A 14,513-nucleotide genomic window follows, 5' to 3' on the forward strand; every position below is an offset into this window, starting at 1 on the left:
CGGGGATCAGGTTTCGCACAGTTTGGAGTGGATATGAGTCTCAGCAGGCCTGTTCAAGTGGTGGCGGTCACCGGCGGTAAGGGTGGCGTTGGCAAGAGTAATTTATCGGTAAACATCAGTATTGCCCTGGCGGAGATGCAGCGCCGCGTTGTATTGCTGGATGCCGACCTAGGGTTGGCCAACTGCGATGTTCTGCTCGGCATTAAATCGACGCGCAATCTGGCAGACGTACTGAGCGGTGCCTGTGACCTGCGCGACGTGCTGGTGGATGGCCCGGGCGGAATTAAAGTGGTGCCAGCCTCTTCGGGTGTGCAACAGATGACGCAATTGAACGCACAACAGCACGCTGCGCTGATCAACGCGTTTAGTAGCCTGGATCAGCAGCTTGATGTGTTGGTGATTGATACCGCGGCGGGAATTTCCGATACGGTGGTCAGCTTTGTGACGGCGTCACACGAGGTGGTTGTGGTGGTGTGCGATGAGCCATCCTCCATTACCGATGCCTACGCCCTTATCAAACTGCTTAGCACCGAGTATCACCAGACCCGTTTTCGGGTGGTGGCCAACATGACGCGAACGCTCACCGAGGGGCAGAATCTTTTCAATAAATTGCAGATGGTCTGCGATCGCTTTTTGGATGTCACCCTGCAGTATATCGGTCAGATTCCGTTCGACGAAAATGTCCGCAAGGCCGTACAAAAGCAAACCCCGCTCTTAACCTATGCCCCCCGCAGTCGTGCGGCGCAAGCGATTCGTTCCATCGCACAGAAAGTCGTTGAGTGGCCACTGCCAAGTGGGCCGCGTGGACATTTGGAATTCTTTGTAGAGAGACTCTTGCACAGCACGCAAATGAGAGTGTGACTATGGCAGTTTTTGATGGATTGGCTATGTACGATCAAGCGCTACCGGCGCCACAAATAGATATCGAACAGTACGCGCCGCTGGTGAAACGTATCGCTCACCACATGATGATGCGTATGCCGGCCAGTGTGCAGGTGGAAGATCTGATTCAGGCCGGCATGATCGGTTTGCTGGAGGCGGCGCAGAAGTATGACGCCAGCAAGGGGGCCAGCTTTGAAACCTATGCTGGGATTCGCATTCGCGGCGCCATTGTCGATGAGATGCGCCGGGGCGACTGGGCACCGCGCTCGGTACACCGCAACGCCCGCCGTGTCCAGGAGGCAATTGCCATTGTCGAGTCGAAAACCGGGCGCGACGCCACCGACCAGGAGGTAGCCGCGCAGTTGGAGGTCTCCCTGGAGGAGTACCACAGTATTCTGCAAGACAGCACCAGCACCCGCCTGTTCAGCTACGAGGAGGCCGTGGCCGAAGACGATAGCCGTATCGACCAGGATACCAGCATCTCTGCCTGCCAAAGTCCATACCAGGGAATTCAGCGGGACAGCCTAAAGTTGTCGCTGGCCCAGGCGATAAAGTCTCTGCCGGAGCGGGAGCAACTGGTATTGGCGCTTTACTACGATGAAGAGCTCAATCTGAAAGAGATTGGCCAGATTCTGGGCGTGAGTGAATCCCGGGTCAGCCAGATACACAGCCAGGCGGCGTTGCGCTTGCGTGGCCGTCTGCAGGATTGGGCCCCTGAGAAGGGCTAACTCGCCATTGCAACCGCAAACCTTAGTCTATACTGATGGAACATCGGTTAACGCAATGACACTCGCGTACCCAGCTGCGGTTTGATCAGTGTCTGCCTGACGGTGCGTGGCAGCAACTAAGCGCCTGCGAGCAGGGGGGAATTGGACTGCTTCAGGGCCAGGGTCAAGCGCTCTGGGTCACTGATGTTTGGTTTGAATCAGCAGCCGGTTGGCTTACCAACTGGTCCCGCCTTCACGATTTGATCGTGCAGTTATGCGCTATCAATCTGTCAGCATCTCCGGCACTTATTGGCAATAAATACACAGATAATCTGCGTTGAGTGTGACTGGTTAGCCAGCAGTTTGGGTTTGGGCAAAATCAGCGTCCTAAAAACTGGATACCCGACAAACTGCTACTAGACTATTTATTAAATCAGTTCCCAATCCCTGGGCCTATGGAGGTTACATTGGACAAAAATATGAAAATCCTCATTGTTGACGATTTTTCAACCATGAGGCGGATCATTAAAAACCTGTTGCGTGATCTGGGTTTTACCAATACTCAGGAGGCCGACGACGGCCAAACTGCACTGCCCATGCTGAAAAACGGTGACTTCGATTTTCTCGTGACCGACTGGAACATGCCCGGCATGACCGGCATTGAACTCCTGCGGCAGGTGCGTGCGGATGAACGCTTAAGTTCACTGCCGGTGTTGATGGTTACCGCAGAAGCGAAACGTGATCAGATTATTGAAGCGGCACAAAGTGGCGTGAATGGCTACGTTGTAAAACCGTTTACTGCTCAAGCCTTAAAGGAAAAAATCGAAAAAATCTTTGAGCGAGTGGGCTAGAGCGGGGTTACAACGCCATGGAATCAAAACCAATAGAGGCTGGTACTGATCAGGTGATCGATGAGTTGCGGGCCTGCGCCAGTACCCTGGTAGAAAAACTGAAAAACGATGACTATCAACAAGCCAATGAAGTTATCGCCAGACTCACGCAAACGCGCGACAGCCTAATATTTAACAGCGTGGGCCGACTGACCCGCGCTCTGCACAGCGCCATTGTCAATTTCAATGTCGATGCGGAAGAGTCGGCCGACGCCCGCCTCTCCGAAAAATCCCACATCTCCGATGCCTCCGACCGATTGCAATACGTATTAAAAGTGACCCAGGATGCGGCCGATAGAACCATGGACAAGGTTGAAGCTTCGGCTCCCATTGCCAGTGATATCAGTCAGGAATCCCTGGAGCTGCGCAAAGAGTGGAGCCGCTTAAAGCGGCGTGAGATGGGCGCGGACGAATTTCGTCAACTCTACTACCGCATGGATGAGTTCCTGGAGCGCATCGGTGGCGGAGCTGAGCAGCTCAGCCAAAATCTGCAGGAGATTATTCTGGAGCAGGGCTACCAGGATCTAACCGGCCAGGTACTGAAAAAAGTGATTGGCTTGGTCTCCGATGTGGAAAGTGAACTGGTCAATCTGGTTCGAATTGCCGGCCAGGTTGAGGACATTGCAGGTTTCCCTTCCGCTGCCGATAACAGTGCCAAGCAGCCGTTAAAAGCCAACGCCACGGGCGAAGGCCCGCAAATTCACGCTGAGAAACGCGCGGATGTGGTCTCCAGCCAGGACGAGGTGGATGATCTGCTCTCGAGCCTCGGTTTTTAACAGCGCAATCACAATTAATAGGTCGGTTTTGGTTAGAGGAACACTGAATGTTCGGTGATGACGATGAGATACTGCAGGACTTCTTAGTCGAGGCAGGTGAAATTCTCGAACAACTTTCCGAGCAGCTGGTTGAGCTGGAACAGCGACCAGATGATAAAGATCTGTTGAATGCAATTTTCCGTGGCTTCCACACCGTTAAGGGTGGAGCCGGTTTTTTGCAACTCAACGCCATGGTGGACTGCTGCCATGTGACTGAAAATCTGTTTGATATCCTGCGTACCGGCAAGCGGCAGGTAACCGCTGAGCTGATGGATGTCGTGCTGCAGGCGTTGGACACAGTCAACAGTCAGTTTCGGGATATTCAAGCCGGTCAGGAGCCGACTGCAGCCGAGCCGGCTTTGATTGAGATGCTCGGTCGATTGGTCGCTGGCGAGGATCTTGTCGCCGCTACCGGCGAGGCGCCAGCCACAGACACCGGGGCGGACAGCAGCGGTGATGATGTGCTGTTTGGCGATGATGACCTGTTCGATATGGGTGGCGACACCGACACCGCTTCTAACACCGCATCCACAAACTCGGCTGAAACCCACGACGACATCACCGATCAGGAGTTTGAAAGCCTGCTCGATGCTATCTCCGACTCCTCTGACAACAGTCACGACGCAGGCTCCAGCGGCAGCGTGAGTGACAGCTCTGAAATCAGCGAAGATGAATTCGAGGCGCTGCTTGATCAGCTACACGGCAAAGGCAAGGGGCCAGGTGCCGGCGCGGCCAAGCCCGCGGCCAGTGAACCCGCCTCGGCACCGCCACCGGCGGCCGTTACGCCACAACCATCGCCAGCGCCGATTGCCAGCGGCAACGATGAGATTATCTCCGAAGACGAATTTGAAGCACTGCTGGATCAGTTGCACGGCGTAGGTAAGGGCCCGGGTAAAGCCGAGGCCGATTCTGAGCCGGTGAAACCTGCCGCCGCTCAACCTGGCGCTGCCAGCCCGGCTGCGGCGGGCGGTGAAGATCTGATCAGTGAAGACGAATTTGAAAGCCTGCTTGATCAATTGCACGGCAAGGGTAAGGCGCCTGGTGTCGCGGGCGGTACGCCGGTAGCCACCGTTGCCAGCAGTAACTCTAAACCTGTGCCAGCGGCGGCCAATAAGCCGGCGGCCAAACCGCAGCTGAAGGCGGTTGCCGATGGTGGTGACGGCGGCAGTAAACCACCTGCCGCCGGTCTCTCGGCCAAAGACGTCAATCCACCGGCGGAAGCCACTGTGCGCGTCGATACCCAGCGCCTGGACGACATCATGAATATGGTGGGCGAGCTGGTGCTGGTGCGTAATCGCCTGGTGCGCCTGGGTGATGAACGCAGTGACGAAACCCTCTCCAAGGCGGTATCGAATCTGGATGTGGTCACCGCGGATCTCCAATCCGCGGTGATGAAAACCCGCATGCAGCCTATTAAAAAGGTGTTTGGCCGCTTCCCCCGTGTAGTCAGGGACTTGGCACGCAGCCTGAAAAAAGAGATTAATCTTGAGTTGGTCGGTGAAGAGACCGATCTCGACAAAAACCTGGTGGAGGCCCTGGCCGATCCGCTGGTGCACCTGGTGCGCAACTCCGTTGACCACGGCATTGAACTGCCCGACGCGCGCGAAGCCAAGGGCAAACCGCGTGTGGGTAAAGTGGTTCTGGCGGCCCAGCAGGAGGGCGACCATATTCTGTTGTCCATCACCGATGATGGCGGCGGTATGGATGCCAACAAGCTGCGCGCCATTGCGGTGGAGAAAGGGGTGCTGGATGAAGACGCGGCCGGGCGGCTCTCCGACCAGGAGGCGTTTGCGCTGATTTTTGCCCCGGGATTCTCCACCAAAAAAGAGATTTCCGATGTTTCGGGCCGCGGTGTGGGCATGGATGTGGTGAAAACCAAAATCACCCAGCTCAATGGCACTATTGAGATCCACTCGCAGCTGAATGAGGGGACGCGCTTTGATATTAAAGTGCCGCTCACTCTGGCCATCATGCCGACGCTGATGATTATGCTGGCCGATCAAACCTTTGCCCTGCCGCTGGTCAACGTGGACGAAATTTTCCATATGGATCTGACCAAAACCAACGTGGTGGATGGCCAGGAGTGCATTACCATTCGCGAAAAAGCGATTCCGATATTTCATTTAAAACAGTGGCTGGTACCCAAGTGCCCCTATCAGCCACCTCAGCAGGGTCACGTGGTGATTGTCTCTGTGGGAACTCAGCGGGTTGGCTTTGTGGTCGACCAGTTAATCGGCCAGGAGGAGGTGGTTATTAAACCGCTGGGCAAAATGTTACACGGTACCCCCGGTATGGCGGGTGCAACCATTACGGGTGATGGCACCATTGCCCTGATTCTGGACGTGCCCTCTATGCTTAAACGTTATGCCGGAAATGCTGCCTAGTGAACTGTTGAATTTTCCGTTGATTCGACAGCAGGTTTGTTTCCAAAGCAAAACTGAGCAACGGCCGCCGTTATCAGCAACACACCCTGGTTTTGGCGAGAGGGCGTTAACGGTGGTTACCCTCTCTGCTCGAACCGGCCCAGCGACACCCCGCGTATCAGTCACCGCTCAAGACAATAACGACAACCCACCTAACGAATGCAGGGTTCGGCATAGATGCCCATAAATGTACTGGTCGTAGATGACTCCAACTTTTTTCAACACCGTCTGGCCGAGATTATAGAAGATCACCCGGATCTGCATGTTATTGGCGTGGCCAGCAATGGCCGCGAGGCGGTGGAGATGGCGCGCAGTAAAGATCCGGATGTGATCACCATGGATTACGAGATGCCGCTGATGGATGGCGTGAGTGCGGTGCGCGCGATTATGGCGTCGAAGCCTGTGCCGATTTTAATGCTGTCGTCGCTCACCTACGAAGGAGCGCGCATAACACTGGATGCGCTGGAGGCGGGGGCGGTTGATTTTCTGCCGAAAAATTTTGCCGAAGTTTCACGCAAGTCACCCCAGCTAAAGCAGAAGCTGCACGAGCGTTTACTGGCGATTGCCAAGCCGGGTCGCCGGCCGGTGGCTGCGGTAGCGCCTGCCAGTAAAACCAGCGCGCCTACCTTGCGTAGCACTTCACCTGCGCCGGTGTCGGTTGTGCGCTCCACCACGGCTCCAATTACGCCCGCCGATAAGCAACGCTATGAGTCCAACCAGCCTGCGCCAGTAGCCGATAAGCGGCCGGTCGATTCGCTGCTCGGCCGCATTAAGTTACTGGCCATTGGCACCTCCACCGGCGGGCCGGTGGCACTGGTGGAGTCGTTAAAGTCTCTGCCGGCCAATTTTCCCGTGCCGATTCTGCTGATTCAGCACATGCCGGAAAACTTTACCCGCGCCTTTGCTGAGCGTTTGAACAGCCAGTGCAATATTCGCGTCCATCTGGCGGAGGATGGCATGCGGCTGGCACCGGGGGTGGCCTACCTGGCGCCGGGTGGCCAGCAGATGATTTTGGACTCAAAAGACAAAAATAGAATTAAAGTTTTGGCCGGTGATGACCGATTAAATTACAAGCCCTCGGTGGATATCACCTTTGCTTCGGCGGCCAACGCCTTTCAATCCAACTTGTTGGCCATGGTGTTAACCGGAATGGGTAGCGATGGCTGTCAGGGGTGCCGTCTGGTGAAGGAGTTTGGCGGCGTCGTCTGGTCTCAGGACCAGGCCAGCAGCGTTATTTACGGCATGCCCATGGCCGTGGCCAGAGCCAATCTAACAGACCGGGTTCTGGCGCTCTGCGATATCGCGCCCACTCTCAGACAAGCCTTTCGATGTTGATGGCTTGGCGGGTGGCCAACAGCCTGATCGCACCGAGTAACAACTCGCGCCGCTTGACCGGCGCATAAACAGCCTTTTGGCAGGTTCAAATGGACAAACTCAGTTTTTTGGGTGTGATTATCGGCTTTGCCGCACTCATTGGCGGCAATTTCCTGGAGGGCGGCTCCTGGGGTTCGCTGATGAATGGCTCGGCGGCTTTGATCGTGGTCGGCGGCACCTTGGGGGCTGCCATGCTGCAAACCCCTATCGCCAGCCTGAAGCACGCCTTTAATGTACTCAGTTGGGTGTTTGCTCCGCCCCATTTCCACTACGATGCCGGCATCAAAAAAATTGTGCATTGGGCGGACGCTGCCCGTCGCGAAGGTATTCTGGGATTGGAGAATGTGGCCGAGCGGGAGAAAAACCCCTTTGCCCAAAAAGGGTTACTGCTGCTGGTGGATGGCTCAGAACCGGAAGAGATCCGGCGGGTAATGGAAAATGATCTGCTGCAAAAAGAGCAGTGGGATCTGCAAGCCGTGCAGTTTTATGAAAGTATGGGCGGCTATGCGCCCACCATCGGTATTATCGGCGCGGTGATCGGATTGATTCATGTTATGAAGAATTTAAACGATCCCGCCCAGTTGGGGCCGGGTATCGCGATTGCATTTGTCGCCACCATTTATGGCGTTGCATTTGCCAACCTGCTGCTGTTGCCGATTGCCAATAAGTTAAAGCAGTGCGTTGGCCATGAGTCGAGATTTAAAGAGCTGATTATTGACGGGCTGATTGCCATCGCCGAAGGCGAAAACCCGAAACTGATTCAAATTAAATTGTCTGGGTATTTAACGCCATGATCTCCTCCCGGCGGCCACCACAGCTGAGTATTAATCACGAACGTTGGCTGGTCTCCTACGCGGATTTTATCACCCTGCTGTTTGCCTTTTTTGTGGTGATGTATTCCGTGTCGCAGGTGAACGAGGATAAATTTCGAGTATTATCGGACGCCTTGCTCGATGTTTTTCACGACCCCAAACGAAGCCTGGCGCCGATACAGGTGGGCGATCCATCGCTCTCCACCGAAACCACACCCATTGATACCCAAGCCGTAACCCCCGATAAAACCCAGCCGGGCGATGGTGCCTTCGCCGAAATCTCAGACCTGCCCAGTGCCAATAGTGAAGTGGCCGCCGGTGCCGACGTGGACGCCGATGCCGAAGCCCACTTTAACGATATTGAACAGACGCTGGAGAATCGTTTTGCCAACCTCTTATCTGAGCAGAAGATGGTGCTCAACCAGAATGAACTCTGGTTGGAGATAGAGATGAACGCCAAGCTCCTGTTCGGGCCAGGTAGTGCGGAACCGAGCTACGCCGCAGAGACGGTGTTTGATCAGCTGGCGAAAATACTCACCCCCTACGACAACGCCATCGAGGTAGAGGGCTTTACCGATAATCAGCCAATTAATACTCCGGCCTATCCAAGCAATTGGGAGTTGTCCACAGCGCGCGCCTCGACGGTGGTGCAAATTCTGCAGGAAGGTGGCGTGGCGCCAGCGCGCCTGGCTGCCATCGGTTATGGCCAATACAAGCCGATTGCTGATAACAGTACCGCCGCCGGCCGGGAGCACAATCGGCGGGTGGTGGTAAAAGTCGCCAAGCCAAAATACCAGGCGATGTTGGAACAGGACCGGGCCTACCGCTTTTTTCAGCAGCAGAAGCAGTCGATTCTCACTAACGATTCACTCTCTGCCACGGAGAAAAACAGCCAGTTGGTGGCCTTGGGAGGGGCACCGACCAATCCGAGCCTGCGTTCCGCACTGAGTGATGCCGCCGAGCTCCAGCCGATTGAGCGCAGCGCTACAGCGCCACCCAACAACCGGCAGGATGATGCCTTGACCCTGGAGCCGGTCTATCTTGAGGATGGCAATATCCTCTACACCAATGATCCGCAACTGCCGCGCAACCGTCCGGAGTAACGCGCTTAATAATTCTGTGCTGTGGCCGATAACCTGCAACAAGGTAAGCAATGGTCTGTTGCTGACTACGGGATTATCCGTCGCCTGAAAGTCGCCTTTAACAGCGCTTTTAACAGCTTCGACTAAACTAAGAGGGGAGCGGTAGCGTCGGTTGCAGCGCGCACCACGCAACCAGAGTGTACGTACCCCTATATTTGAACAGAGTGTGCAGAGGTAGTTATGCTTGTTTGGACTGTAGCCAATCAAAAGGGTGGTGTTGGTAAAACCACCACGGCGGTAGCCCTGGCCGGACTGGCAGCCGAGCAGGGGTTGCGCGTATTGATGGTGGACCTCGACCCCCATGGCTCGTTAACCAGCTACTTTGGCGAAAACGCCGACTACTGCAAACCCTCCACCTATACACTGTTTGAGCTAAATAAAAATCTCACTCGGGCTGAGGTGTTTAAGATTATTCGCAGCACCAAGTACGACAATCTTAGCTTTCTACCGGCTTCTACTGCTCTGGCCACGCTGGAGCGGCAGGCCATTGGCAAAGATGGCCTGGGCCTGGTGGTGAGCCGCACGGTGGAGTTGCTTAACAACGATTTTGATCTGGTGGTGATCGACAGCCCACCATTGTTGGGTGTGCTGATGATCAACGCCCTGGCCGCCTGCCAGCATCTGGTGATTCCGGTGCAGACCGAATTTTTGGCGATTAAAGGGTTGGAGCGGATGATTCACACCCTGCAGATGCTCGGCCGCTCGCGCAAGCGCGAGCTGGGTTACACCATAGTGCCGACCATGTTCGATCGCCGTACTCACGCCTCGGTGGTGAGCCTGCGGGCCATTAAAAATCAGTTCATTGAGCACGCCTGGGCCGGCAAAATACCGGTCGATACCCGTCTGCGCGATGCCAGTAAAGCCGGAGTGCCGCCACATCTGTTTGAGCCCGACGGCCGGGCCACCAGTGCCTATCGCTCGTTGCTAAAACAGCTGTTTCAGCAGGCTGCTGTCGACCGGAAAAGTAGCCGGGCGGTAGCCAGCGGAGTGTAGAGCTTGGCTGATTTAAATAAGCCAACCGATGACTGGATGATCTCCTACATCGACGATTTGTTGCTGGATGAGTCGGCTGAGGATGAGCTGCCTGTCGAAGCGCCGCCCGCGGCCAAAACTTCACCAACAGCCGCCGCTAACGCTCACTCCACCGCGGCCGCTGGCGCTACTCCTCTCGCTACTGCGGGGCCAAGCCGACCCGCTATGGCGGCAGCAGCCGCAGCCAGCCGGGTAAGTGAGTTTGTGGAGCCTACGCCCAGCGCCAATCCGGCCGTCAATAACCTGGCACAAGTACCTGAGTTGGCCGAGGAAGAGAGCCGTAAGCAGCAGTTACAGCGGTTGTTACACGTTTCGAACCTGCGCAACAGTGTCAGTAAGCCAGCAGCGCCAGTCGCGGCGCCCCCGATTTTTGAAGCGCCTATCCCCGAAGCGCCCATCCCCCAAGCTAAAACCGAAGCTGCGCTCGAACCGGCAATCGTCTCTGTACCGGCTAAGGTGGGTGTTGCCAAACCTGAACCGGTAACCCCATCCTCCGAACCGGAATTGGCGCAGGAGAGTGAGTTTGAGCTTGCTCAGCCGGCGCTGCCCCAGTGGCGCAATGGCCGGCCGGATTGGGCCCAGGATCGTTTCGATGTTCTGCTTTTTACCGTCTCCAAATTAACCCTGGCGGTACCGCTGATCTGCCTGGGTCAGATTCAAAAGATCTCCGATGAGTTAACGCCGCTGTTTGGGCAATCGGATTGGTTTATGGGGTTGCTGCCCACCGCACACGGAAAAATCCGCTGTGTGGACACGGCGCTGTTTGTGATGCCGGAACGCTATCAGCCGGAGTTTCGAGAGAACTATCGATTCCTCATCACCATTAATGGTCTGCCTTGGGGGTTGGCGGTGGATGAGGTGAAACAGCCCATTCAGCTCGATCCCGAGTCGGTTAATTGGCGCGGGGTGCGCACCAAACGGCCCTGGCTGGCGGGGACCATCCGGGATCATATGTGCGCACTGTTGGATATTCCCGTACTGGGTCAATTGCTGGCCGAGCAGGATAAAAATCGCCGGCAGTAATTGCCTCATCCTCCCTCCTTACAGCCAAGAATTTTAAATGGCACAAATGGTGCTTTAACCATTCCTAAACTATATTGAAATCACCCGTTTGTGGTTTTTTTGACGCTTGCAACAAATTCAGGACATAACTCATGGCAACCAATACCAGTAAAGCCAAAACCAGCGATGACCCGATATTACAGTGGGTGACCTTCCGCCTGGCCGGAGAGACCTATGGGGTCAATGTGATGCAGGTACAGGAGGTATTGCGCTACTCGGAAATTGCGCCGGTACCGGGAGCACCGCCGTACGTGCTCGGCATTATTAATCTGCGCGGCAACGTGGTTACCGTTATTGATACCCGCAACCGCTTTGGCTTGATGCCGGGCGAAATTACCGATAACACCCGTATCGTAATCATTGAAGCCGATCAGCATGTGATTGGTATTCTGGTCGACAGCGTGGCCGAGGTGGTCTATCTGCGCCAGTCGGAAATTGAAACCGCGCCTAATGTCGGTAATGAAGAGAGTGCGAAATTTATTCAGGGCGTTTGCCATAAAAATGACGAGCTACTGATTTTAATCGAGCTCAATAAATTGTTGACGGACCGCGAATGGGCCGAGTTGGAAGAAGTTTAACCGCACAACTATTTAGACAGGTTTAGGTGACGCCATGGCGCTCGAAAGTATTTCACTGGAAACGTTAATTATTGTCCTGGCTGCGGTAACGCTGCTGGTGGGCAATGTCACTTTGTGGCGGCGGTTTTCCAGTCTGCAAAAGCGCTTCGATGAACAGGATGCGCGTCATCGCAAAGAGTTGCAGATGCTCAGCCAAAGCCAGGTGGGAATGGGCCGCAAACTGGTCGATTTTGAATTGAAAGTCGGCAAGCAGCCAGAACCGACCGAGGTGGCAAAGCCGGTGGCCGCCAAACCCCAGACGCCAGCGATCACTGGTAGTGATGACGCAGGCTCATACAACAATGCGGTAAATCTATTCTCCCAGGGTTTTACCCCGGACGAGGTTGCCCGCCGTTGTGGCTTGTCGAAAGCCGAGGCCAATTTAATGGCGCTGGTGAACAAAGAGGCGGTTTCCCATCACTAGGCTTGTAGCTCGCGTGGGGGTGTAAGTTAAACGTTTTTTATCAAGAGCGTTTGTTGTTTACGGTTCAATAAAAAGCGCAGCCTAGGCTGCGCTTTTTTCGTTTTTGATCCCTGCGGTGATGGCTATTGGCGGGCGTTAAAATATTGCCCGGAAACCCCCAGGCTATCGTCACTCATCAGGTAGAGATAAAGCGGCATGTGCTCGGAAGGGGGGGGCACATCGGCGGGGTTTTCGGCCGGGTAAGCCTGGGCGCGCATGGTGGTGCGGGTGCCGCCCGGGTTTAAGCTGTTGATGCGCACCGGGATCACCTCATCCCACTCCTGGGCCAGTATCTCGGTCAGGTTTTTCAGTGCCGCTTTGGAGACCGCGTAGGCGCCCCAGAAGGCCCGGCCTGCATTGGCGACACTGGAGCTGGTGGTAATGACCGAACCATTACCCGAGGCAGCCAACAGTGGTGCCAGGGCCTTGATCATCATAAAGGGTGAATTGAGGTTGATCTGCATTACCTGGTTCCAGGTATCGACAGCATAATTATTGATCGGCGTGTGCTGGCCCAAAATGGCGGCATTGATCAGCAGACCATCAATCTTGCCGTACTCCTCCTCCAGACGCACCGCCATATCCAGGTAGTCTTTCTCCACCGCACCTTCAAAATTGATAGGGTAGATGGCGGCATTGGGGCTGCCTTCGGCTTCAATCTGGTCGTAGACCTGCTCCAGCTTGGCGGTGGTGCGGCCCAGCAGTACCACGTTGGCGCCATAGCGGGCGTAGGTGAGAGCCGCCTCTCTGCCAATGCCGGCACCGGCACCGGTCACCACAATGACTTTGCCGGCCAGGCAGTTGGCGGTGGGAGTGTAGTTGTCGGGTAATTTCATAGTGTGTGATTCGTGTTAATGCGTTTATAACGGCAGTTTATAACGGCAGTTTGTAACTGCGTTTATAACTGAGCCAGGAGCAGGTCGCTCAGCTGTTGGGCGCTGTCGGCCATATGGTGCGCCTGCCAGGCGCTCAGTGGTTCAGGTTCATCGAAATAACCCCAGCCGACAACCACCGTTTGCATATTGGCGTTGCGCCCGGCTTCGATATCGCGCTGGTGGTCGCCGACATAGATGCTCTGTTCGGCCGGGCTGCCAATCATCTCGCAGGCCAGCAGCAGCGGCTCTGGGTCGGGCTTGGCGCGGGTGACGTGGTCCGGGCAGATCAATACCGCAGGTTCCAGGGCCAGGGTGGTTATCAGCTGGCTGGCGAAGCGGTCGGGTTTATTGGTGACTATACCCCAGGGAATCTGCCGCGCCCGTAGCTCCTGCAACAGGCCGGTAAGCCCCGGAAACAACAGCGAGCGGCTCTCGCCCCGGCCAATCAGTTGGCCGTAAAGGTCGAGGAATTCGGCCAGGTGCGCGTCGAATGCCGGCTCACCGGATTGGCCTCCAAAGGCGAGTTTGACCATCTCCCGGGCGCCGCCAGAGACGGTTTTGCGAATGGTGGCTTCGGGTAGGGCGGGCAGGCCCTGCTGGCTGCGCATCTGGTTCAGAACAAGGATGAAGTCCGGGGCGGTATCGACCAGAGTGCCATCCAGGTCAAACAGGGCGCAGCCGTGTTTCATGCGCGCTCATCCGGCTTTTGCACGTGCATGAAGTAGTTCACGTCGACATCTTTATCGGTGAGTTTGTAGCTTTTAAAGACCGGGTTGTAGACCAGGCCGGTGATGTCGCGTACCAGCAGGCCGGCGCTGCGCGCCATGGCGGCAAGTTCCGCCGGCCGGATAAACTTCTGATAGTTGTGTGTGCCCTTGGGCACCATCTTCAGCAGATACTCAGCAGCGACAATCATCGCCCCGTAACTTTTGGGGTTGCGGTTGATGGTGGAGAGGAACAGGTTGCCACCGGGCTTCAACAGCTTGGCACAGGCGGCGATCACCGAATCGGGCTCGGGCACATGCTCGAGCATCTCCATACAGGTGACCACATCAAAACTCGACGGGTGCTCTTCGGCCAGTGCTTCCACGCTGCTTTTCAGGTAGGTGATGTCGACCCCGCTCTCCAGGGCGTGCAGGCGGGCCACACTTAACGCCTGCTCGGCGAGGTCGATACCGGTAACCAGGGCACCGCGCTGGGCCAGCCCTTCACTTAATATGCCACCACCGCAGCCGACGTCGAGCAGAGCCAGTTCGGCCACCGGCTGGATGGCTTCAATGTAGTTGCAGCGCAGCGGGTTGATGTCGTGCAGTGTTTTGAACTCACTGTTTGGGTCCCACCAGCGTTCGGCGCTGGCATCAAATTTGGCGATTTCGCTGAGGTCGGCGTTGGTCATACGCAAATACTTGGTTGAGAGTA

General features: G+C 55.8%; 15 protein-coding genes. 12 read left to right on the top strand and 3 right to left on the bottom strand.

What is annotated here, in order from left to right; translation table 11 throughout:
- Positions 1 to 33: 33 nt before the first annotated feature.
- The 12 genes from SBL51_RS14350 (at position 34) to SBL51_RS14405 (ending at position 12,180) form a co-directional block, all read left to right on the top strand.
- Positions 34 to 861, top strand: a complete 828-nt coding sequence (locus tag SBL51_RS14350; protein ID WP_317931700.1) for a MinD/ParA family protein — start codon at positions 34 to 36, stop codon at positions 859 to 861.
- A gap of 26 nt (positions 862 to 887) precedes the next feature.
- On the top strand, positions 888 to 1,610 hold the full coding sequence (locus SBL51_RS14355; protein ID WP_411860486.1) for an RNA polymerase sigma factor FliA: 723 nt from the start codon (positions 888 to 890) through the stop codon (positions 1,608 to 1,610).
- A 446-nt stretch (positions 1,611 to 2,056) separates the two neighbouring features.
- On the top strand, positions 2,057 to 2,440 hold the full coding sequence (cheY, locus tag SBL51_RS14360) for a chemotaxis response regulator CheY (protein WP_317931702.1): 384 nt from the start codon (positions 2,057 to 2,059) through the stop codon (positions 2,438 to 2,440).
- 17 nt (positions 2,441 to 2,457) lie between these two features.
- Complete coding sequence (locus SBL51_RS14365) at positions 2,458 to 3,255, top strand: protein phosphatase CheZ (protein WP_317931704.1); 798 nt, start codon at positions 2,458 to 2,460, stop codon at positions 3,253 to 3,255.
- Positions 3,256 to 3,302: 47 nt separating this feature from the next.
- On the top strand, positions 3,303 to 5,678 hold the full coding sequence (locus SBL51_RS14370) for a chemotaxis protein CheA (RefSeq protein WP_317931707.1): 2,376 nt from the start codon (positions 3,303 to 3,305) through the stop codon (positions 5,676 to 5,678).
- A 216-nt stretch (positions 5,679 to 5,894) separates the two neighbouring features.
- On the top strand, positions 5,895 to 7,052 hold the full coding sequence (locus SBL51_RS14375; RefSeq protein WP_317931708.1) for a chemotaxis response regulator protein-glutamate methylesterase: 1,158 nt from the start codon (positions 5,895 to 5,897) through the stop codon (positions 7,050 to 7,052).
- Between the two features lie 89 nt (positions 7,053 to 7,141).
- Positions 7,142 to 7,885, top strand: coding sequence for a flagellar motor protein (locus SBL51_RS14380; protein WP_317931711.1), 744 nt, complete (start codon positions 7,142 to 7,144; stop codon positions 7,883 to 7,885).
- Positions 7,882 to 9,006: a flagellar motor protein MotD gene (gene motD, locus SBL51_RS14385; RefSeq protein ID WP_317931713.1), complete on the top strand. Its 1,125-nt coding sequence runs from the start codon at positions 7,882 to 7,884 to the stop codon at positions 9,004 to 9,006. The genes SBL51_RS14380 and motD overlap by 4 nt, the downstream gene beginning before the upstream one ends.
- A gap of 219 nt (positions 9,007 to 9,225) precedes the next feature.
- Positions 9,226 to 10,038, top strand: a complete 813-nt coding sequence (locus SBL51_RS14390) for a ParA family protein (protein WP_317931716.1) — start codon at positions 9,226 to 9,228, stop codon at positions 10,036 to 10,038.
- A gap of 3 nt (positions 10,039 to 10,041) precedes the next feature.
- Positions 10,042 to 11,100 (top strand): chemotaxis protein CheW, encoded by a 1,059-nt coding sequence (locus tag SBL51_RS14395; protein WP_317931717.1) that lies wholly within the window; start codon positions 10,042 to 10,044, stop codon positions 11,098 to 11,100.
- A 131-nt stretch (positions 11,101 to 11,231) separates the two neighbouring features.
- Positions 11,232 to 11,717, top strand: coding sequence for a chemotaxis protein CheW (locus tag SBL51_RS14400; protein WP_317931718.1), 486 nt, complete (start codon positions 11,232 to 11,234; stop codon positions 11,715 to 11,717).
- A gap of 34 nt (positions 11,718 to 11,751) precedes the next feature.
- Positions 11,752 to 12,180: a DUF2802 domain-containing protein gene (locus SBL51_RS14405; protein ID WP_317931719.1), complete on the top strand. Its 429-nt coding sequence runs from the start codon at positions 11,752 to 11,754 to the stop codon at positions 12,178 to 12,180.
- Between the two features lie 122 nt (positions 12,181 to 12,302).
- Here the strand turns inward: SBL51_RS14405 and SBL51_RS14410 are convergent, their stop codons facing one another.
- The 3 genes from SBL51_RS14410 to ubiG all read right to left on the bottom strand — a co-directional run bounded on the left by SBL51_RS14410 (position 12,303) and on the right by ubiG (position 14,490).
- A complete protein-coding gene (locus SBL51_RS14410) occupies positions 12,303 to 13,055 on the bottom strand; it encodes a YciK family oxidoreductase (RefSeq protein WP_317931720.1) in 753 nt (250 codons plus the stop codon).
- Positions 13,056 to 13,117: 62 nt separating this feature from the next.
- Complete coding sequence (locus SBL51_RS14415) at positions 13,118 to 13,783, bottom strand: HAD-IA family hydrolase (protein ID WP_317931721.1); 666 nt, start codon at positions 13,781 to 13,783, stop codon at positions 13,118 to 13,120.
- Positions 13,780 to 14,490: a bifunctional 2-polyprenyl-6-hydroxyphenol methylase/3-demethylubiquinol 3-O-methyltransferase UbiG gene (gene ubiG / locus SBL51_RS14420; RefSeq protein ID WP_317931722.1), complete on the bottom strand. Its 711-nt coding sequence runs from the start codon at positions 14,488 to 14,490 to the stop codon at positions 13,780 to 13,782. Before ubiG ends, SBL51_RS14415 begins: the two co-directional genes overlap by 4 nt.
- Positions 14,491 to 14,513 lie beyond the last annotated feature (23 nt).

The sequence above is a fragment of the Halioxenophilus sp. WMMB6 genome (genome assembly GCF_033283405.1).
Taxonomy (GTDB): Bacteria; Pseudomonadota; Gammaproteobacteria; order Pseudomonadales; family Cellvibrionaceae; genus Halioxenophilus.